A 22,428-nucleotide genomic window follows, 5' to 3' on the forward strand; every position below is an offset into this window, starting at 1 on the left:
TTTTTGTTGAAGTTTTTTTATTTTAAATTGTATATTACCAATTAAACGCCAAAACACAAAATAAATATTATCCTACTTTATTATTCCTATCAATCCAAATAAATCATGTGAATGATATTTAATGCCCTCTTCCTTTTCACTTCTTACAAGAACAGCTTTTATCCCAACGGTTTCCGCCCCTCTTACATCTGCTATAATATTATCTCCTACCATCCAAACATCTTTAGGATTATTGTATTTTTCTAAGGCATACTCATATATTTTAGGATTAGGTTTTTCATACCCCACATTAGCAGATGATATACACTCCGAAAAATATGTTGTTAATCCTAAGCCATCTACTATATCATGCAATTCTGGTATATGATTGGAGAGAATTACATTTGTATATCCTCTTTCTTTAAAATATCTAAGAGTTTTAATAGTATCTTCAAACAATATAAATTCATCTACTTTTATAAGTTCGCTCCTTACCTCTTTTGCATATTTAACTGCTTTTTCTTCACCTAGTCCTAGCTGTCTATAACATTCAGCAAATATATTTTCAGCATTTTCCCACCATGCACTATTTTTTGTTAAGTGTAAATATTTCTTTTCATGATCTTGCCAAGGAAAGCCCTTCATTGGTTTCTTTTTTATATCATCTATTAATATTCCCGTATTATCCCCATTATTAATAAGGACTTTGTATACAGCTTTGCTAAGCATCCAATCATTAAATGCTAATGTTCCATGAAAATCCCAGAATATAATCTTGTCCATATTTTTTATCCCCTTTTATAATTCTATTTTCATGTTCAAATTCTATTAAATTGATTTACATAATCCTATTATCTTCTTAAGTTTTAAACATAACCTTTGCAACCATGAATTAAATCATCTTTTATACCATTTAGCCTGAGATTCTAACAAACTATAATACTTTCCTTTTAAATTATTTAGCTGTTGATGTGTACCTTCTTCCACTATCTTCCCCTTCTCCATTACAACAATTTTATCAGCTATTTTAGTTGATCCCAATCTATGAGTAACAAAAATACAAGTCTTATTACTGCTTAGTTTCTTAAAAGCACTGAAAACATTTGCCTCTTCAATAGGATCAATAGCAGCAGTTGGCTCATCTAAAACAATTAAATCATGCGATCTATATAAGCCACGTGCAATTGCAATACGTTGCCATTCACCTCCAGAAAGTTCTTGTCCACCAAAATCTCTTGATAAAATAGTTTCATTGTTAATTTTGAAATCATCAAAACTTAAATTAATCTGTGAAGAAGCATTTTCAATTGAATCCTGTGACGATATGTCACTAATTCTTATATTATCTTCAGCAGATAATTTATACTTTATAAAATTTTGGAACACTGCACTAATATTAGTGAATTTCGACGAATTTGAGTAGTTTTCAACATTTTCACTATTATACTGTACTACTCCTTGTGACGGATTATACAAACCCATAATTATTTTTGTTAATGTGCTTTTCCCAGAACCATTTTCACCAACTATTGCAAGTGTTGTACCTGCTTTTATTCTTAGGTCTATATTTGATAAAGAGTTTTCCTTTGCATTTGGATATGTAAAAGCTACATCTCTTAATACAATATCCCCTGTTTTTAAGAGTTCATCTTCTCTCTTACTATCTTTTTCTTCATTTAAAAAGCTAACAAGAAAAGAGGTTGTTGAAATCCCTACCAAGGCTTCTCCAATATTTGAAACAAGGCTTTTTAACATTATCGTAATTTTATCTATTGAATAATAAATCGCTGCAAACTGACTTACTGAAATAGAACTATTGTATAAATAGTAAACTAATAGAGCTAGTATGCAAAGGTACCCTAATGTATTTATAATTCTCATAACTACAGCAACTTTTAGAGCCTTATTTTTAACATTAACAAAAACTTTACTAAATTTTTTATTTGAATTTACAAATAAACTATAGAAGTAATTAAAAGATCCATTGATTAAGGTTTCTTTAAAATATTCTTTTGAAACCATACAACTTTCAAAGTATTCAGTCTTTCTTCTCCTGTTTGCAATTCTATCTTCAAAATCATAATTACTGCTCATATTAATTAATTCTGAAATTAAAACCGGAATGAATATTAATATTAGCGCAAATACCAACATAGGTTTTATAGAGATAAGATATAATGATGTTATTACTATAAAAGGTAAGTATAAAAATAGTATTTGGACTATGACTCTGATTCCATTTGGCGCTTCTTGATTTCCTAAGCTTGCCTTCTTAAAATCATCGAAATTCTCTACATCTTCATAATCAATTAACTCCATTCTATTAATGCGATGATGATATAGTGATTGCATATATCCATTACCCCGTCTCCAAAAGTAGCCTTGTGCTAAAAACTCTAACCATTCGGCAACTGGATTAAAGATTAAGATGACTATCATAGCCACAACAGGTATTATCATGATATCATAGGTGGCTCCGTTAACAACCTTCAATAAATTAGCAATTAGTGATTCTAATACTACTATCTCTGAATATCGTAAAACACTAAATATCAGTGATGAGACTACAAGTAGAACAAAAGTAATTGGGCTTGCCAGCCATGTATATTTAATTAATTTCAAAAAAATCTTACTATTAGGTATCTGTTTTATTTTACTCATAATACATCTCTCTTTGTTTATTGAATAATTTGGCATAAATATTATCTTTCTTCATTAATTCTTCATGAGACCCTTGCTCAGCAATTTTCCCATTATCAAGTACTATTATGTCATCAGATATTTTTGTCGAGCCTAATCTGTGACTAATCATCAATAAAGTTTTATCATTTGCTATTCTTGAAAAATTGCTATAAATTTTACTTTCAGCAGTTGGACTTAAACTCGATGTTGGTTCATCTAAAATGATAAATGGTGCATCTTTATAAAGAGCACGAGCTATAGCTATTCTTTGCCACTGTCCCCCTGAAACATCTATTCCATCATTGTACATTTTACCTAAATAACTATTTTCACCCTTTGGTAAATCAGAAATCAAGTCACTGAGTTCTAGCTTCTCTACAACTGAGCTAATATCTCCTTCAGGATTATCAAAGACAATATTATCTTTCAGGGAAATATAGTATTTGGCATAATCTTGAGAAACAATAGAAAACATACTTCTCAATTGATTAAAAGTATAAAGCTTTATATCCTTACCATTCACTAAAATTTCACCTTCAAAATCTCTATATAACCCTACTAATATTTTAATTAAAGTAGTTTTCCCTGCCCCATTTAAGCCCACTAAAGAGTATGATTTACCTTTTTCTAAATATAGGTTTATTCCTTTAATTGTATAATCTTTAGCGTCTTTATACTTGAAGTACAAATTTTTAATATGCAAACTTTCAAATTTCAAACTTTCAAATTTATTCTCAAATACTTCTTTATTTTCTTTTAAATCCATAAACACTTTAAAATCTTTTACATATTCATTGTGTGAAGAAATTTCAAAGAAAAGCGCTGATAATTGAACTGAAATAACCTTTGTTAAATTTATCATACTACCTAATATAGATGTAAATAAACCAACACTTAATAGTTTAGTGTACACTTGTCCCATTAAGGCAACAACTACTAAAATTATAAATATATTCATCACTATATTGCATAATTTAATTCTTACAGTTTCACGGGCTAATGTCTTTGTATTGAAGTTGGATCTATAAAGATGGGCATCTTCAAATTTTTTATTTAGTATATCTGAAAAACCAAACAGTGTTCTTTCAGCACTTGCTTCCCTACTAGACAACACATCCGATAAATAATTCATTTGCCTTGTTATGTACCCAACCTTTTTCTCCGACTCATAGATTGCCTTACCACCTTTAAAAGTTAAGAAAATTATTGGAACTATAATAAAAATAAAAATCATAACTATCCACCAATTATATTTAACTAATGTATATAAAACACCAATTACTTGTATGGCTATGGTTATAATAGAATTACATGATTTGAAAATTTGAATAAATCTCTTTTCTATATTATTAGTAACTCTTAATAGTAAATCTTGTGTTTCAGTTGACTCGAACAATAAATAATCAATAGAAAATTGCTTTCTTATGATTTCTGGCTTTAATTTATTTCTCAATGTATCTTCGAACAACTGATAAAAATACACTTTTAATTCTTCACTAAACTGCATGTATAAATAAGCCATCCCCAAAAATATAGCATTTTTCATCATTACATAAGTTTGCGGGTTATTAGATGCTAATGTTATTGCAGAATCAATAAAGTTTGCAACAACTATCAGCATCACTGGAACTAATAAACCATCAATCACCGTTAATGCAGAGCACATTACAAAAAACATTGGTGAACATTTTGCACATAATCTAAGAATACTAAAAATGGATATGTTTTTCCTATCTAAATCTATCATTGCTTATACCTACCTCAATTGAACATGGAAAGAATTGAAAGTCCATTATATCCCCTAATCCATCTCCACCTAATCTTCCTTGTAAATCTAAAAATACTGCTTTACTTAAATCATTCACTTTTATTCCTCCAATCATCAAAAATAGTATCAAAATCCCCTGCTTTTATCATCTAACTCACTTTCTATATAAATACAATATATTTAAAAATTGGATTAATTATCTCACGAACAGTTTACCATGAAATTATATAAATGGAAATATACTTGTACATCAATTTAAAATATAATAAAATAATTTCAGTAGAATTTTCAGTTAAAAACCATACTGAAATCAGCATTTTGCCTAGAGGCCTCAAACCCTGTAAGCTCTAAGTATTGAACCCCCTAAGAACATAAAAACATAAAAACATTGTAATTTCAGTAATTCTCGTAATTTATTTTAACTTATACTTTCCTATACATAAAAAATGCGTAATATATAAATAATGTTTTATATATTACGCATAATGTCTATATTAATTTTTCATACATTCTTGTTAGCAACTTTATTGTTACTCCACAAAAATCTTATATTTAATTCTATCCCCTACTCAACAGTTACTGATTTTGCAAGGTTTCTTGGCTTATCTACGTCGCAGCCTTTTTCGATCGCCATGTAGTAAGAGAATAATTGCATTGGTATAACTGATATTACAGGTGATAGTAAATCCATTACCTTTGGAATATAAGTTACTGAATCAACTGATTTCTCTATTTCAGTGTGTCCTTCTTGAGCAAATGCATACACCTTAGCTCCTCTTGCTATAACTTCCTTCATGTTACTTATAGTTTTATCATATAAGTCTTCTTGAGTTGCAAGAGTTATTACTACTGTTCCGTCTTCTATTAAAGCTATAGGACCATGTTTTAACTCTCCAGCAGCATAAGCTTCTGAGTGGATGTAAGATATCTCTTTTAATTTTAGAGATGCTTCCATACATACTGCATAGTCAAGACCTCTTCCTAGGAAGAACATGTCGTTGTGCTTACAAGTCTTGTTTGTGAACTTTTGAATTGTTTCTTTACCACTAAGAACTTCTTCAGCTTTTTCTGGAAGACTTAACATCTCAGCTTTTATTACTTCTAATTCTTCTGTAGATAAAGTTTCCTTCTGCTCTGCAAAGAATAGAGCTATTATATACATAGCTATTAATTGAGTTACATATGCTTTCGTTGAAGCAACTGCAATCTCAGGACCTGCCCATGTATATAGTATATCATCAGCTTCTCTTGATGCTGAACTACCAACTACATTTGTAACAGCGATTACTCTAGCACCCTTAGATTTTGCAAGTCTTAGAGCTGACATTGTATCTGCTGTTTCTCCTGATTGGCTAACAACTATCATTAATGTATTTTCATCTATTATTGGATCTCTATATTTAAATTCTGATGCTATATCTATCTCTACTGGTATTCTAGCTAATTTTTCTATTACATACTTACCTACTAACCCTGCATGATATGCAGTTCCGCATGCAACTATATAAATTCTATTTAAATTCTTAATTTGCTCTGCTGTGATATGGATATCATCAAGAGTTATTGGCTTACCAATAGCTATTCTTGAAGCAAGCGTATCTCTAATAGCCTTTGGTTGCTCATGAATCTCTTTTATCATGAAGTGCTCATATCCACCTTTTTCAGCAGCGTCTGCATCCCAAGTTACATTGAATACTTCTTTTTCAACTTCTTTTTCATATTCATCAAAGATTTTAACGCCATCTTTAGTAACTACAACAAACTCTTTATCTTCTAGAAGATAAACTTTTCTTGTTTGATTTAGAACTGCTGGTATATCAGATGCAATAAATATTTCATCTTCTCCAAGTCCAACTATAAGTGGGCTTTCATGTCTTACTGCAACTAATTTATCTGGCTCATGAGTTGTTATAACTCCAATTGCATAGCTTCCTTGCATCTTCTCTGCAGCCTTCATTACAGCTTTTAATAAGTCTCCCTCATAGTAGTAATCTACAAGATGTGGAATTACTTCTGTATCTGTTTCTGATAGGAACACATATCCTTTGCTTGTAAGCCATTCTCTGATTGCTATATAGTTTTCTATAATTCCGTTATGAACTACTGATATAGTGTTATCCGCATTACAATGTGGATGTGAGTTAACATCTGATGGCTTACCATGAGTAGCCCATCTAGTATGACCTATACCAATGAATCCATGAACTGGATTTTCCTCTAATTTTTCTTCTAAATTAGCAAGTCTCCCCTTACACTTTGTAAGGTTTATTCCACCCTCGTTTAATATAGAGATTCCTGCTGAATCATAACCCCTATACTCAAGTTTACTTAAACCCTCGATAAGTAGAGGTGATGCCTCTCTCTTTCCAAAATAACCTACTATTCCGCACATAAAAATCTTCCTCCCTAAATGTTTTTTTATTCTATAATTTAGATACAACTCTACATGAATAAGAAAAACCTTTGGTTTAGTATAACCTTTTAATGCAATAATTAATAATCTCTCTATTAAGGTCTCTTCAAAAATAAATAAATCAGCCTCCTTGGCTATTTAACTTATCATTTATTTTCAGATGCCTAAAACTATCCACAATAAAAAAGGCTAAGCTTAAACTTATCCACATTTAGTTAAGGTTTTACACCAGATTGTTTTGTCACAAGAATCACTTCTTGCTTTTATCAACCGTTAACGGTAGTGCGATACCGTGGGGCACCCGCCGAAGATCGATACTCCCCATCCTCGTCAACTTAAGTGAGCCTCTAAATCTTTGATTTAGTTAGGCGAACTTACTCAATCATTAGATTGAGCTTCCTCTGCACTTAAGTCCTGGCGCTAGGTTAATTTTCTCTATTAACCTCATTATATTATATTCATATAACATCATTTGGTCAATGGTATTTACTTATTGTTCAATTAAAAATGTAATTATATTCCAAAGTTTAAAAATCCCTCTCATTCTTTCATAGTCCTCAACCTAACATTAAAGTTAATTATAAAATTTAAAAATGGCTTTATCTATATAGTCTTATTTTTTACTTTATAGAAAAGATTCTATCTAAATGATATACTTGTATAACAATTAGATTTTAAAAATAATAGGAGTATTTTATGAAAATTTTTAAAAGTATTATAAAAATAGTAGCCATAATAATATGTATTTTAATACTATGGACATTGTTTTTCCATTATTCACAGAAAAAGAGGATTTACGAAAACACCTCTAGTGATTTAGTAAATCCCTCAACTCAAAGTTTAGAGGACATATTAAATAGTTCTGAAGAACTTCAAATCGAGAAAAAAATATTATCTTTTAGAAAACATTATTACCTGCTTAGTGATGGTATTTTGATAGGTGAAGTTACAGGCAAATTGTTCCCATTTTTCGGAGATGCCCTTGAGCTTAAAGACATTAATGGAAACCTAATTAAGCGAGAAAGTCAAATCAAACGATTAGGTCTAACTCAAGTAAAAGGATTCAATGCATCTTTTAGTCGTTTGGCTGAAATAAAGGATTCAAATTCTAATATAACCGGCTATATTGGAGAAGAAAAACTAAAAGATTTCTTTAAATTAAACCATATTCAATATTTTTACGACGCAAATTTCGAGAAACTCGGAAATGCTAAACCTGACTTTTTTATATTCTGTAAAGACTATAAAGTTTTTGATAGTGATCGCAATGAAGATTATATCATCAATGGAAGTCTATTTAGTCCAACATCTAAATACATTATAGATATAATCGACAATTCAGATGTATCGGTTGAAGATGTAGTTTTCTACACCATAATTGAGAATGCTATAATAAACAGCAAAATGAGCAATTCTGGTTCAAGCTCTAAAGATGGTTCTAGCAGTAAATAAAGAGTATGTAGATTTGTAAAATCAAATCTACATACTCTATTTTTATAAAATATTCATCTTGCCATGCCATGATATATGTTTATCACATCCATAAATGCCACTCTCGCTTATTCTACCCTACAAAATATTTATCCATAAATCCATATACAACTTTCTCATATTCCTTTGGGTTCTTCCACTGTGACTCTGCATGTGCTGCATTAGGTGCAATAAAGAGTTCCTTATTGTCCTTCTTGGCTTCATACATAGCCTTACCCATATAAGTAGGTACATATAAATCATTTTCTCCATGGATAAATAGTATTGGTATATTAGATTTTGCCACTATCTTAATTGGGCTTACATGGTGAATGTTGAATCCCGCTCTCAGTCTAATTAACATTGATGATAAAGGTACAAAAGGAAAGTCAGGTAGATTATAACGATCCTTAAGCTGATACTTAAGTAACTCATACAAATCTGAGTAACCGCAATCCGCTATAACAAAGGCTGGTCTATTATCAATTTCTAAATGTGCAAGGACTGTAGCTGAACCCATAGACTCCCCATGAGTAGCAACTGTTATATTTTGTCCATAGGTATTATAGCACCAATCTATAACTGTCTTTAAATCAAACTTCTCATAATAACCCATTGTGGTTGGAACGGTTCCGCTTAAGCCATGATTCCTATGATCATAGATTAATACTTTAAACCCCTTCTTAATAAACATATTAGCATACTTTACCTCTCCGTATTTGCTCCAGGTAATTCCATGTACTAACACCATTATTTTAACTCTTTCATCTGAGTTCTCATATTTTTTATCTTCAATAAGCTCACAGGATAAATTATATCCATAATTGGATTTTATAAAGAAGTCTTTTTTATTCCAACTATTATATAGATTTTCATCAAGTCTTCCCCCCTGTACCTCTCGGTTATAGGTATCCTCATAACCTTTAATTATAGGATGAATGACCATTGTAGATAATCTCCACGAAAAACAAAATAGTATAATTAACGAAACTACTATAGTTCCCACAATCACATAATATAACATAAACTACCCTCCATATTTTTACAATTATTTCTTTTAAGTAAGTATATCATAGATGTTGTAACTTTCTCAATAAGCCATATTCAAAAACAAATAGATCAGCGTCCTTGAATATTTGAATCACTATTTATTTTCAGATACCTAATATAAAAATAAAGCAAGAAGAATATCTTCCTGCTTTATTTAACAACTAGTTGTTAGCTTTTTCTTCTATTTTCTTAGCAAGATCATGAGCCATTTTATCTATTGCTACTTGATCCTCACCTTCTAGCATTACTCTTACTAATGGTTCTGTGCCTGAAGGTCTGATTAATACTCTTCCACATCCAGCCATTTTATCTTCCATAACCTTTATATCAGCCATGATTTCTTCATCTTTTTCATGGATATCCTTCATATTGTTTGGTACCTTAGCATTTACTAAAACCTGTGGTAATTCTCTCATTGCAGATGCAAGCTCACTCACAGTTTTTCCACTTGCTTTTACTGTTGATGCAAGTTGAATTCCAGAAACTAATCCATCTCCAGTAGTATTAAAATCTAGGAATATAACATGACCTGATTGTTCTCCACCAATAGAGTATCCCCCTCTTGCCATTTCCTCTAAAACATATCTGTCCCCAACCTTAGTTTTTACAGTCTTGATACCTTCTTCTTTTAATGCAATATCAAGTCCTAAGTTACTCATAACTGTTACTACAACTGTATCATGATTTAACTTTCCAATAGATTTTAAGTGTTTAGCTGCAATAACCATCATAAAGTCACCGTTAACCAGATTACCATTTTCATCTATTGCAAGGCATCTATCTGCGTCTCCATCAAAGGCAAGTCCTAAATTACAGTTGTTTTCTACAACGAATTTCATTAAATCTTCTGGATGAGTAGATCCACATTTTCTATTTATGTTTACTCCATCCGGCGTGTTGTGTATTGCAAGAACTTCTGCTCCCAGCTTTTCAAGTGCTAATTCTGAAGTCTTGTAAGCTGCTCCATTTGCACAATCTATAGCTATTTTTAAGCCACTCAAATCTCCATCAATAGTTGAAACTGCAAAGTCTACATACTCTTCTATCCCTGTAGTAAGCACATGTTTTTTTCCTACTTTATCTCCAACTGGAACTTCAATTCCTTCAAAATCATTTTCTATTAATTCTTGAATTTTATCTTCAAGTTCATCCGTAAGTTTAAAGCCTTCTCCATTAAAGAATTTTATTCCATTGTACTCTACTGGGTTATGTGATGCTGATATTACAACTCCTGCATCAGCCTTATACTTTCTTGTAAGATATGAAACTGCAGGCGTTGGTACAACTCCTACTGATATAGCTTCTGCTCCTACTGATAGAATTCCAGCTATTAATGCATTTTCAAGCATATCTCCTGAAATCCTTGTGTCCATACCCACTAATATTTTAGCCTTATGTGTTCCCTCGGTTAACACATATGCGCCAGCTTTTCCTAATTTATATGCAAGTTCTACCGTTAATTCACTATTTGCAATGCCTCTTACTCCATCAGTTCCAAATATTCTACTCATATATATCTAGTCTCCTCTTATTTTCATTTTGTATATATTCCAATTTTCATTTTCCTTCTGTTACTATTATTATCTCCCAATTTATATATAATAACATGCACATTAATTATAATACAAATTATGTATCATAACAATAAAAGTTTCCACTCACCTAAGCTACCTATACTCAATAATATTTTAATTACTTAATATTGAAATATCCTTTATAAGTCCAAATGTAAATAAAATCCTCCTTATTATGAAATGCCAATGCATGACCTGTATCTTTTGTTTTACCCCAAAACTTCTTTTCTCCACTTTCAATTCCTAGTTGCAAAAGTTTTTTCACTATATAATCTATTGTGAAGCACATAGCATTTTCTGATTTAATATTCTTCATAGCTATTTCATGATTCTTATATCCAAAATATGCTCCAATTAGTTTGCTATTGTGACCTAAATATGGCTTAATATTTTCAATAATACCGTTAGCTGAATATATATTTTTAAAACTTGTAGCATAACTATCAATAAGTATATCAACACATAAATGTTTTATAGGTATATTACCATCACTTACAACAAACATTATATTATTAATATTAATATTGGTATTTCTACTTAAATTGTAACGCTTAATCTTCACTTCATTAAATGTCTCTCCAGTAACTATGTACATGGTACTACTTGGTAATCCACTTACTATATATCTTGTAACCAAAAATATATCTGCATTTAAATCTAGTATGATTTTATCTGCTAATTTCTCTGAATACAGTTCACTACGTATATAGTTTGAAGTTTTCTTAATTAATGAAATTAAATTTGGATTAACATTAGATAAATCTCCATTTATCCTATTATGCGGTCCACTAGATTTATCATTTAAATCGTCTGATATAACTATACCTTCTTTTATACACCCCTTATATCCACACTTGCAAGCTATACCACCTTCTATTATTCCATTCCCTCTTACTTTAGAATTATGTATCTCAATACTACTTTGACAATTCGGACATGCTATACAGTCCAAAAATTTTAGACTTAATCCAAACTCATTATCCACAACCTTCGTTGTATCCCCTATAAGTTTTATAAACTTATCTATATTTATAATTTTTTCTTCATACTCTAATTTTTTTATTACTAATTCTTTTCGTTTATCTTCCATTAATTTCGAAAGCCTATTAACAGTCTTTTCACTATCGACTCCAGCTATTCTTAGCAGTGTTAGTATCTTCAAAATTTCATTTAAAGAAAATCCATATTCTTTTAATTCTATTATTTTATCCATATCATCTATGGAGTTCTGATCATAATCATAATAGTTCCCTACCTTTTCAGGTATAAGTAATTCTATATCCGTGTAATAACGAACAGTTTCCTTATTTACCCCATATCTTTTTGAAAATTCTCCAATCTTCATATGGTCACATCCTTTTCGCTATTAATTATACTATAAAACATAATAATCATGTAGTTAACTACTTACTTTTTACAATTTTCATAGAAACTTAATAGTTGACATGTATCAGACTACTCAAATTAATATTAATACGAGTAATTAAATTTGAATTTGAAAATATAATATTATATCTAGTTAAAAGCTTATATCTATACACCATTTATTGATATAGACCTTTTTATCTAGAATCTAAAATAGCAATAAGGAGTGTATACATATGAATTCCACATTAAATCTACTAAATAATAGAATGTCCCTAAGAAAATATGACAACAGACCCATATCTGATGAGGATATAAATCTGATTATCGAAGGCGCATTAAGGGCTCCTACCGCAGGAAACATGATGCTGTATTCTATCTTAGTTATAAAGGATGAATCTAAAAAACAAAAGCTAAGTGTTACCTGTGACAATCAACCCTTTATAGCTAAAGCCCCAGTTATATTAATATTTTTGGCCGATATGGAGAGATTATATAGATATTTTGACATGTGTGATGTTAAAGATCATTGTGCTAAAAATGGACTTAAATATACGGAGCCTGATTTATCAAAATTATTTTTAGGTGCCGGTGATGCATTTATTGCAGCTCAAAATGCTGTTGTCGCTGCTGAATCCCTTGGTATTGGTTCATGCTATATTGGCGATATCGTAGAAAATTATGAAGCTCATAAGGAAATATTGAATTTACCTGATGCAGTATTCCCTGTAGGAATGTTATGTTTAGGACACTATCCAGAAGATGCAAAACGAATAATCAGTCCTAGATTTGATAAAAAATATATAGTATTCAATGAGGAGTATAAAATCCTTAGCCAAGATGACTATACCGATATGTATAAGGATAATGAGAAAAGAGTTATTCCTAACAATGTATATAAAGCTAGTAATTTTGGTCAACTAATTTACAGTAGAAAATTTGGTGGTTCATTTTCGAATGAAATGGAACGTTCTATAAAAGCTAACCTTGAAAAATGGCTAAATCCAAGATAAACCTACCTTTTAATATTAGCTAATTTAAAAACCAGAGTAATTTCATTTACTTTAAAATGAAATTACTCTGGTTTATTATTTTTCATGTAATTATTGAACCATTTTTATGCTGAAATTCCGTTGGTTTCTTCAATTAACTCTTCTACAGTTCCATAATTGCTGTCATACTCAATTAAAGATTTTGTACCTTTAAGCATTATTAAGCCCAATCCAAATATAAACGCAATAACTAGAAGTGATATAATCGCTAGCCTTATTGGTATAATATCCCCTAAAATTCCTCCAATCAAAACACCCGCTGGCTGTAAACTTCCACTTACAGTATTCATAAGCGCTCCAACCTTTCCTCTTTTATCCACAGGCACTACTAGCATTATAACCGAATTAAATATTGTGTTGAAAACTACATTTCCCAAAAATGATACAAACCCTACAGCTAACATAATATAAAAATTATCTATTAAGAAAGCAAAAGGTAGTGCTACTAGGCATACTAATATGCCTACTATATATAACTTAAACTTATATTGTTTTTTAACATCAATTATAGATAACAATATACTTCCTGTTAACATACCTAATGGAATCACCGCCATAAATACACCATACTTTTCTGGTCCTAAAAAAGGCATATCTCTAAAATATGGCAATATTAATATAAATGCTGCATTAGCAAAAAGATTTAATAATGATGCAAATATGAACAGCTTTCTTAAAACCCTAAAATCCCAAAGAAACTTAAGTCCATCCTTAAAATCTTCTACAAACGTTATTTCTTCAACTTTATGCACTCTCTTTGGAGGAGTTATAAATATCTCAGAAAATGCTGATAATAAATATGATATTCCATTAGCTAAAAACATATATGGAGCTCCTATCGCTACATATATAACTCCTCCGACAGCACTTCCTATCATATCCATACCAGAAGTTGCAACACTAGTAACTGAATTCGCTTTCATAAATTTTGATTCATGAACTAATTCAGGTTTTAGCGCATTAACTGCAGGACCAAAGAATGCAGAACATAATCCACTTACTATTCCAACCAAAAATACCATCCAAATTTGTATAAATCCAAATATACCCGCAATCCCAACAAATGTTACAAGTATACCCCTTATAAAGTCCGTTATAACTATAATATTCCTTCTATTCCACTTGTCTACAAGCACACCAGCAAATGGACCTAGTACTATCCTTGGTAACATCGTAAGAGCACTTAAAAGCCCCATAAGCGCTGTAGACCCTGTCATATCCAATATCCAAAAATCCAAAGCTATCATATATAGTATGTCACCTAACACTGATACTAGCTGTCCTTGCCAAAGCAAGAAAAAGTTCTTATTCCATAATTTTATTTTCTCATCCCCTATTTTTACTTCCTTCTCCATGATTTCCCCCAATTAATTTATTCTATTTTCATATAACCAATAAACCCTTTTAAATTACAATATGGCTCCTAGTTTTAATTTTATATCCAAAACCCCTAACTTACATTATATCACATTTTATTACATTAAAACTCAATATAAACAATTTATTACAAATGTATTTTTCACTATATATTTCAATATAATTTACTAATTCTAACTTTATTGTAATGACAAGATGAAACCTTCACCATTAAATTTTTAGTGATTCCTTAACAACTCCACCATTTTCAATACTTAGCTGTCCTGTATATTCAACCAAATCAATTACAGACCCACTTCCTATAGTAACATTCTTACCCCTAACAACTTCTACTGTAGAATTTTTAAGAAGAATTTCATCTCCTTCAATACATTTACAATGTAACCCTTTTTTACTTTTAGGCGTAAATGAAAATAATGATATTGTCATTCCAAACTTACTCATGTCATCTGACACTCTAACTATTCTTCCACCAATTTCCTTAATTTCATGGTTGCCACTCATACTAACATAAACTTCATCCCCATTTATAAGTCCATCACACTTTGTGTCTCCATTTAAAACTATTATCTCTCCCTCTATACCATCCTTCACAACTACATCTCCTGATATTGATATCTCACTACCAGTTACCTTCATAACTTGTTCAATATCTCCTGAAATCTTTATTATATTTCCTTTAAGATTCCCGCCAAAATTTCCATCTCCACTCAAATGAAACATACCATCACATTCTAAATCTTTTTTAACATCTATATCACCGCTAACCCTAAGAGTTCCACAGTTAACTCTTCCATCAACATCCATATCTCCACTAACCTTTAGCTCACCTTTTACTAAAAGATTCTCGTGAATTTCAACGTCGCCACTAATTCTCATAGTTCCACATGTTAGTGTGTTTTTAACATCTACATCTCCACTAACTTTAAATAACTCTTCACAAAATGCATTGCCAATTATATCTGCATCGCCACTAATGCTAACTGTTCTGCAATTTATATCTCCATTTATCTTTGCATCCCCACTAATTTTTATATCTCTATAATTACCACCACTTGAAACTAAATCATCACTTATTCTTAAATCCCCATAATCATCAAATTTCATATTTACACCCCATCTTTTATATTGTATATTTAATAATTTCTCAATTTTATATTTAATTAAATCAATGAAATATTTATTAAGTTTCCACTGTGACCATTGCTAACACTCTTTTACAATACACTCAACAACTTAATTAGATACTTTCTCCCACCCCTATAGTGCCAACCTCATTTTAAGATTCTCTATAGTGTTTTTTATATTTACCTCTCCTATAATCTTACTACCATTATCTATTACAAGTCTTTCTTTGAATGCTGCTATACAGATTCCAACCCCTAATCTCCTTATAATATATACACTACCATCTTTTTCTTCTAGTTTTATATACTCAGACTCTATCATCTTAAGCACAGTTTCTATTTCATTAATTGTAAGTTGAGCTAAATCAAACTGGTTTTGAAGAGTATACATTAGCAAAACATCTTTAAATTCATAGAAATCCTTTGCTCCAAAAATATCTTTATATATTGGTAATGTTTCATCTCTAATTATTCCTTTTGATATAACATATGCCTCTTCAACATCATTAACTTTTGGTTTATTTGTAAACATATCCGCTAAATCATCTAAGGGCATGTCATCCTTAAGTTCTATAATTTTATTTATTCGCGCTATTATCTTCTCCTTAGGAAAAAATGTTTCTTGACCTGTATAACTAGCTTTCTTTATAAACCATTCTTCCGGAATTAATTCTTTCCTTTTCCACCTATAGAGTTGACCATAAGATATTCCTGTTACATCTAATATTTCTTTCTTAGAAATTAATTCTTCTTCCATGTTTCAACTTCCTCCTTGTCAAATTTTCCACTTTCTTTTATCCAATTTATTTCAATTAATGCTTATAATTTAAATTCTTCCTCAATAATAGATTCAGTACTTGTTATTTCTAAGCTTTCACTATATTCTATTCTTTTAATTCTGCAACCATCGCCTATAATAATTCTTCCACCACGAACCACATCTGCGATTGTATTTTCTAAATAAATCTCATCTGCTTCAATGGTTTTAGTAGTTAAATATCCATAATTTTTACTAAAAATGCTGCAAATAAGCCTTCCAATTATATTCCCATATCCTCTTAAAACTTTCACCTTAGTGGCTCCTATTTCTTCAATTTCACATCCACCATTTAATTCAATATTTATATCATCTCCATTTACCATTCCTAAGGTTTTAACTGCACCTTTTATAGTTATACTTTCACCTTCAATTCCTTGCCCTACACGAATCGCCCCCATAAGTTTAACTATATTTGCATTTATTCTACCGCTTACTTTTCCTGCCCCTGACATAACAAACTTTTCGCCCTTAAAATTTCCTCCAACCTTACCAGTACCACTTATAGAAAAACTTTTTGCATGGATAGAACCAAGTATAGATCCACTTCCACTAATCCCACCTTGGACACAGTTTAAATCGCCAACAACTTTACCACTTCCACTAATATTAAAATTTCCAGTTGTAACCGCACCTTCTACTTTACCACTACCACTTATATTGAATTTTTCACAATTTACATCCCCATGAATTTTGCCACTACCACTTATGGATACCCCTCTATATCTTCCGCCATTAGCACTACCACTACCCGATATTTTTAAATCCCCTACTAGTTCATTTTTTTCCATAATTTATTCCTCCAATTTATTTATTAATATATTTTTAGAGTTTTACTCTATGTAATTTCTTTATTTTCAACTCAAAACTATGATTAAATCTAAATTTTTATGATTATTCTATATATGCTAGTTAAAACATATCGATGTTAATGTGAAAACTCCTTATTCCCTAACTCATCTTTTACATAACAGATATAATATCCACCTAACTTCACGTAATAATGTTATACATATTGAATATTATTTATTCAATATAATCATATTAGTAGTCTTAGTCCTCTTATTTACTTTTCTTGTACTATATTATTATAGTAACATAACATTGTTACGCTGTAAATATATATTTTTATTTTATTATTCATTAAATATTATTTATTATTTTTATACCAAATTTAATCCCCTACAAATAAAAAATCCTTAGGCATCTTAAATGATACCTAAGGATTCTAAATTAAATTACTTTACGTATGCAGCTCCAATTTCAAGAGCTTTTTTATTGATTTCAAAGAATTTTTCTTTTCCATGATCTCTTAGCGATTGAAGTAAAATTTCCATAGAAACTATTTGAGTTTTTGCAACTAATGCTCCTAGAAGTACCATGTTAGCAATTTGCTTACTTCCAAGGTTTGCTGCTTCTGTTTGAGCTGGTATTTTTATTATTTCTACATCAGTTCTTTTAACTTCTCTATCAACTAAGTCACAATCTATTATTAATAGTCCACCTGTTGCAATTTCATCTTCAAATTTATCTAATGATGGTCTATTCATAACTACTAGTGATGTAGGACTTGTTACTATTGGAGAACCAACTGCTTCATCTGAAACAATAACAGAACAGTTAGCAGTACCTCCACGCATTTCTGGTCCATATGAAGGTAACCATGAAACATTCATGTTTGCATCCATTCCAGCGTAAGCTAAGAATTTACCCATTGATAATATACCTTGTCCACCGAATCCTGCAAATATTATTTCTTGTGATGCCATGTTATTTCACCTCCACAGTTGTATCTTTTTTAACACCTAGAGTATAGAATGGCATCATGTTTTCTCTTAACCATCCTAATGATTCCTCTGTTGATAATCCCCAGTTTGTTGGACATATTGATAGAACTTCAACCATTGAGAATCCTTTTCCATCTATAGCGTTTTGGAATGCTTTTTTAATAGCCTTCTTAGTTTTTATTACATTTGGTACGTTATCTGAAGATACTCTTTCTACATAACAAACTCCATCTAATGTAGCTATCATTTCTGATACTCTAATTGGGTGTCCTTGTGTCTTAACATCTCTTCCATATGGAGAAGTCTCTGTAACTTGTCCTGGTAGAGTTGTCGGAGCCATTTGTCCACCTGTCATTCCATAAATACAGTTATTCACGAAGATTGTAACCATATTTTCTCCTCTAGTCGCAGCATGTACTATTTCAGCTGTTCCTATAGCAGCAAGATCTCCATCTCCTTGATATGTGAATACAACTTTATCTGGATTAGCTCTTTTTATTCCTGTTGCAACTGCTGGTGCTCTTCCGTGTGCAGCTTCAAACATATCACATGCAAAGTAATCATATGCTAGAACTGAACATCCAACTGGAGCAACTCCAATAGTTTTATCTATAATATTTAATTCTTCAAGTACTTCCCCTATTAATCTGTGGATTGTCCCATGAGTACATCCTGGGCAGTAATGGGTAGGTACGTCTAATAATGCTTTTGTTGGTTGAAATACTATTGCCATTATTTAGCACCTCCTATGAACTTTTTCACATTCTCTAGTACTTCTGCTGGAGTAGGAACCATTCCACCTGATCTTCCAAAGAAGTTTACTGGTTTTCTGCCTTCAACTGAAAGTCTAACATCCTCTACCATTTGACCACAGCTAAGCTCTACTGCAACATATCCAAACTTAGCATTTTCTATAGTGCTATTAAAGGCTTCTGTTGGGAATGGCCATAATGTTATAGGTCTAATTAAACCTAGTTTTATTCCTTCTTCTTCTGCTAATTTAATAACAGTTTTGCATATTCTTGATGTAGTTCCGTATGCAACTAATATTAAATCAACTTCACCTTCGCAGTTATATAGTTCATATTTAGTTTCATTTTCTTTTATTGCTTTATATTTTGCCTGAAGCTTTTCGTTGTGTAATTCTAAGCCTTCTGGTTTTAAGTATAAAGAATTTATTACATTATGCTCTTTTCTACCATTTAAACCATTTGCAGCCCAAGTTTTTTCAGGAAGAACTTTTTCTGCTCTTTCTTTAAATTCAACTGGCTCCATCATTTGTCCTAACATTCCATCTCCCATAACCATAACTGGTGTTCTGTAGATGTCAGCTATATCAAATGCCTCTTGTACTAAGTCAACCATTTCTTGGATTGAACTTGGTGCATAAACTGGCATATTAAAATCTCCGTGAGCTCCACCTTTTGTAGCTTGGAAATAATCTGATTGAGCTGGTTGAATTCCACCTAAGCCTGGACCACCTCTAACTATGTTTACTATTACGCAAGGAAGTTCAGCTCCTGCTATATATGATATTCCCTCTGCTTTTAAACTTATACCAGGTGAGCTTGAAGATGTCATACATCTCACCCCTGTTCCAGCTGCTCCATATACCATATTAATTGCTGCTATTTCACTCTCTGCTTGTAAGAAAACTCTACCTATTTTAGGCATTTTTCTTGAAAGATATGCTGATATTTCAGTTTGTGGTGTTATAGGATATCCAAAAAAGCATTGGCAACCAGCTTGAATCGCTGCTTCTCCTATAGCTTCATTACCCTTCATTAAAACTTTTTGTGACATAACTTTTCCCCCCCTATTATTTCTCTACAGTGATTACAAGATCTGGACACATTCTTCCACAAGATGCACACGCAATACATTTAGCCATATTCTCTTCTGTAATTGTTGCTGGATGATACCCTTTTACATTCAATTCTTCAGAGTAAGTTATGATGTTTTTCGGACATGCAATTATACATTGTCCACATCCCTTACATCTTTCTTCTCTAAAAGTTACTTTTGCCATAACATTACCTCCTTGTAGCATAATTTAAATTATTTATTACTATTAAACCCTTTAATGACTTAGCTTTTTAGCTTGTAATACGTTTACATTTCTTTTTAAATGTATTGTAATACGTTTATATCTCTATATTTCAATTTAACACCTTTTTCTGTAAAATGTCAATTTAGCACTTGATAGTACTAAATTGAATCTTTTTTCCATGGTGGTAACATATATATGTCTATTGGAAATATCTCACCTTTGACACTATTTTCGACTTCTTTAACCATATCCTTAGAGCATACTGTATATGCATGAGGTATATTTAAAACCTTCGAAAGTTTATCTATCTCTATATCCCCTTCAATTATATGTTCCTTATTAGTTTCATAGGATAAATTAGTATTTGAAATCAAATGGGTTACCTTTAATCTTGAAGACCTTTCTATAGCAGATAAGAATTCCATAGTATCATTGTTATTTGAAGTAAATGGTCTATTCTCGTTTACTACAAAGTACATATCGTAAGGCTCTTCCTTAAAATATCTATTGTATTGGCCAAGTGCTATAGCACCGGCATCATCTCCCCCAATATCAAATACTACTTCATAGCTTTTATCATTAAATACGGTTCTAACCTCAGCAGGAACTACCATGAGTTCCGCATTAACGTATTCTGGATTTGATGATATTACCCTTATGTTGTACTCATCTGTTAATTTCTTAGTTAAATCTCTAACACAAAAATAAGGATTTACTATATCTAAATCTACAAGTGCTACTTTTTTACCTTGTTTTGATAAGTTGATTGCATAATTTATTGCTATCTCTGTTTTCCCACTACCAAAATGGCCTGTGAATATCCTTATTCTACTCATATTTATCCACCTATCTATACTCTCTAGCAGTTTCTTGTCCTTTTAGTACTCTAAGTCCACCCTCTGCTAATGCTAATAATTCATCTTCACCAGGATAAACTACTACCTGAGATATGAATCCTACTCTTTCTTTAATGTAATTTACTATATAGTCTGAATATGCAATTCCACCAGTAAGTATTATTGCATCAACTTTTCCTTGAAGAACAGCTGCACATCTTCCTATTTCTTTTGCTACCTGATATCCCATTGCATCATATATTAATTTTGCTTCTTTGTCCCCTGCAATAGCTCTATCTCCAACTTCTTTTGCATCATTAGTTTGTAGGTATCCTACAATTCCACCTTTTCCATTAATCTTCTTTTTAATTTCATCCATTGTATATTTTCCACTAAAGCAAAGCTTAACTAAATCTCCAACTGGAAGTCCGCCACTTCTTTCTGGCGAGAATGGACCTTCACCATCTAGTGCATTATTTACATCTACAACTCTTCCAAGTTTATGAGCTCCTACAGATATTCCTCCACCCATATGCGTTACGATAAGATTTAATTCTTCATAAGCCACATTCTTTTCTCTAGCATATCTCTTTGCAACTGCTTTTTGGTTAAGAGCATGGAATATACTTTTTCTCTCTATTTCTGGCATACCAGATACTCTAGCAACGTCATCCATCTCATCAACAACAACTGGATCTACTATAAATGATGGAATTTTTAAATCTAAAGCTATTTCATTTGCGATTATTCCTCCAAGATTTGAAGCATGTTGTCCTTGAACTCCATTTTTTAAATCTTTAACCATTATATCATTTACAGCATAAGTCCCGCCTTCTATAGATTTTAATAACCCACCTCTGCCTACTACTCCTGACAATTCATTTATATCAAAATCTTTTTCTTTCAAAACCTTAAGTATTACTTCTTTTCTAAAGTTTAATTGATCGTATATTTCTTTATACCCACCAATTTCTTCTGATGAATGTCTTAATGTTTCAACTAGTATAGGGTTCTCATCATCATATACACCTATTTTTGTTGATGTTGATCCTGGATTTATTATTAACTGTTTATATCCCAT

20 protein-coding genes are annotated in these 22,428 nt (G+C 31.2%); 2 read left to right on the forward strand and 18 right to left on the reverse strand.

Features of this window, described 5'->3' with window-relative positions:
• Positions 1-72: 72 nt before the first annotated feature.
• From RSA29_RS05170 to glmS, 5 genes are all read right to left on the reverse strand, one after another.
• The gene (locus tag RSA29_RS05170) at positions 73-762 is read right to left on the reverse strand and encodes an HAD-IA family hydrolase (protein ID WP_346942711.1); all 690 of its coding nucleotides are present in this window, start codon (positions 760-762) and stop codon (positions 73-75) included.
• A gap of 114 nt (positions 763-876) precedes the next feature.
• Positions 877-2,640 carry an ABC transporter ATP-binding protein gene (locus RSA29_RS05175; protein ID WP_346942710.1) on the reverse strand — a complete coding sequence of 588 codons (1,764 nt, stop codon included), beginning with the start codon at positions 2,638-2,640 and terminating at the stop codon, positions 877-879.
• Positions 2,633-4,408: an ABC transporter ATP-binding protein gene (locus RSA29_RS05180; RefSeq protein WP_346942709.1), complete on the reverse strand. Its 1,776-nt coding sequence runs from the start codon at positions 4,406-4,408 to the stop codon at positions 2,633-2,635. Before RSA29_RS05180 ends, RSA29_RS05175 begins: the two co-directional genes overlap by 8 nt.
• A complete protein-coding gene (locus tag RSA29_RS05185) occupies positions 4,392-4,526 on the reverse strand; it encodes a hypothetical protein (protein ID WP_346942708.1) in 135 nt (44 codons plus the stop codon). Before RSA29_RS05185 ends, RSA29_RS05180 begins: the two co-directional genes overlap by 17 nt.
• Before the next feature lie 468 nt (positions 4,527-4,994).
• The gene (gene glmS, locus RSA29_RS05190) at positions 4,995-6,821 is read right to left on the reverse strand and encodes a glutamine--fructose-6-phosphate transaminase (isomerizing) (RefSeq protein ID WP_346942707.1); all 1,827 of its coding nucleotides are present in this window, start codon (positions 6,819-6,821) and stop codon (positions 4,995-4,997) included.
• 717 nt (positions 6,822-7,538) lie between these two features.
• Here glmS and RSA29_RS05195 point away from each other — a divergent pair.
• Complete coding sequence (locus RSA29_RS05195; protein WP_346942706.1) at positions 7,539-8,294, forward strand: hypothetical protein; 756 nt, start codon at positions 7,539-7,541, stop codon at positions 8,292-8,294.
• A 112-nt stretch (positions 8,295-8,406) separates the two neighbouring features.
• Here the strand turns inward: RSA29_RS05195 and RSA29_RS05200 are convergent, their stop codons facing one another.
• The 3 genes from RSA29_RS05200 to RSA29_RS05210 form a co-directional block, all read right to left on the reverse strand.
• The gene (locus RSA29_RS05200; RefSeq protein ID WP_346942705.1) at positions 8,407-9,336 is read right to left on the reverse strand and encodes an alpha/beta fold hydrolase; all 930 of its coding nucleotides are present in this window, start codon (positions 9,334-9,336) and stop codon (positions 8,407-8,409) included.
• A 187-nt stretch (positions 9,337-9,523) separates the two neighbouring features.
• Positions 9,524-10,873, reverse strand: coding sequence for a phosphoglucosamine mutase (gene glmM / locus RSA29_RS05205; RefSeq protein ID WP_346942704.1), 1,350 nt, complete (start codon positions 10,871-10,873; stop codon positions 9,524-9,526).
• A gap of 181 nt (positions 10,874-11,054) precedes the next feature.
• Positions 11,055-12,281 (reverse strand): MerR family transcriptional regulator, encoded by a 1,227-nt coding sequence (locus tag RSA29_RS05210; RefSeq protein WP_346942703.1) that lies wholly within the window; start codon positions 12,279-12,281, stop codon positions 11,055-11,057.
• 256 nt (positions 12,282-12,537) lie between these two features.
• On the opposite strand from RSA29_RS05210, the gene RSA29_RS05215 reads away from it, so the two are divergent.
• Complete coding sequence (locus tag RSA29_RS05215; protein ID WP_346942702.1) at positions 12,538-13,314, forward strand: nitroreductase family protein; 777 nt, start codon at positions 12,538-12,540, stop codon at positions 13,312-13,314.
• Between the two features lie 104 nt (positions 13,315-13,418).
• On the opposite strand, the gene RSA29_RS05220 is transcribed toward RSA29_RS05215, so the two are convergent.
• The 10 genes from RSA29_RS05220 to buk all read right to left on the reverse strand — a co-directional run bounded on the left by RSA29_RS05220 (position 13,419) and on the right by buk (position 22,428).
• A complete protein-coding gene (locus tag RSA29_RS05220; protein ID WP_346942701.1) occupies positions 13,419-14,708 on the reverse strand; it encodes an MFS transporter in 1,290 nt (429 codons plus the stop codon).
• A 232-nt stretch (positions 14,709-14,940) separates the two neighbouring features.
• Positions 14,941-15,837, reverse strand: coding sequence for a hypothetical protein (locus RSA29_RS05225; protein WP_346933210.1), 897 nt, complete (start codon positions 15,835-15,837; stop codon positions 14,941-14,943).
• Positions 15,838-15,990: 153 nt separating this feature from the next.
• Positions 15,991-16,614, reverse strand: a complete 624-nt coding sequence (locus RSA29_RS05230; RefSeq protein ID WP_346942700.1) for a DUF4004 family protein — start codon at positions 16,612-16,614, stop codon at positions 15,991-15,993.
• 62 nt (positions 16,615-16,676) lie between these two features.
• Positions 16,677-17,465: a polymer-forming cytoskeletal protein gene (locus tag RSA29_RS05235; protein ID WP_346942699.1), complete on the reverse strand. Its 789-nt coding sequence runs from the start codon at positions 17,463-17,465 to the stop codon at positions 16,677-16,679.
• Between the two features lie 447 nt (positions 17,466-17,912).
• A complete protein-coding gene (locus tag RSA29_RS05240) occupies positions 17,913-18,443 on the reverse strand; it encodes a 2-oxoacid:acceptor oxidoreductase family protein (protein WP_346942698.1) in 531 nt (176 codons plus the stop codon).
• 1 nt (position 18,444) lies between these two features.
• Positions 18,445-19,194 (reverse strand): thiamine pyrophosphate-dependent enzyme, encoded by a 750-nt coding sequence (locus RSA29_RS05245; protein WP_346933205.1) that lies wholly within the window; start codon positions 19,192-19,194, stop codon positions 18,445-18,447.
• Positions 19,194-20,264, reverse strand: coding sequence for a 3-methyl-2-oxobutanoate dehydrogenase subunit VorB (locus tag RSA29_RS05250; RefSeq protein ID WP_346933204.1), 1,071 nt, complete (start codon positions 20,262-20,264; stop codon positions 19,194-19,196). The genes RSA29_RS05245 and RSA29_RS05250 overlap by 1 nt, the downstream gene beginning before the upstream one ends.
• A gap of 16 nt (positions 20,265-20,280) precedes the next feature.
• Positions 20,281-20,490: a 4Fe-4S binding protein gene (locus RSA29_RS05255; protein WP_346933203.1), complete on the reverse strand. Its 210-nt coding sequence runs from the start codon at positions 20,488-20,490 to the stop codon at positions 20,281-20,283.
• Positions 20,491-20,669: 179 nt separating this feature from the next.
• On the reverse strand, positions 20,670-21,347 hold the full coding sequence (locus tag RSA29_RS05260) for an ATP-binding protein (protein ID WP_346942697.1): 678 nt from the start codon (positions 21,345-21,347) through the stop codon (positions 20,670-20,672).
• Positions 21,348-21,357: 10 nt separating this feature from the next.
• The gene (gene buk / locus RSA29_RS05265) at positions 21,358-22,428 is read right to left on the reverse strand and encodes a butyrate kinase (RefSeq protein WP_346942696.1); all 1,071 of its coding nucleotides are present in this window, start codon (positions 22,426-22,428) and stop codon (positions 21,358-21,360) included.

It is taken from the genome of Clostridium sp. (assembly GCF_036660475.1).
Lineage (GTDB): Bacteria > Bacillota > Clostridia > Clostridiales > Clostridiaceae > Clostridium_J.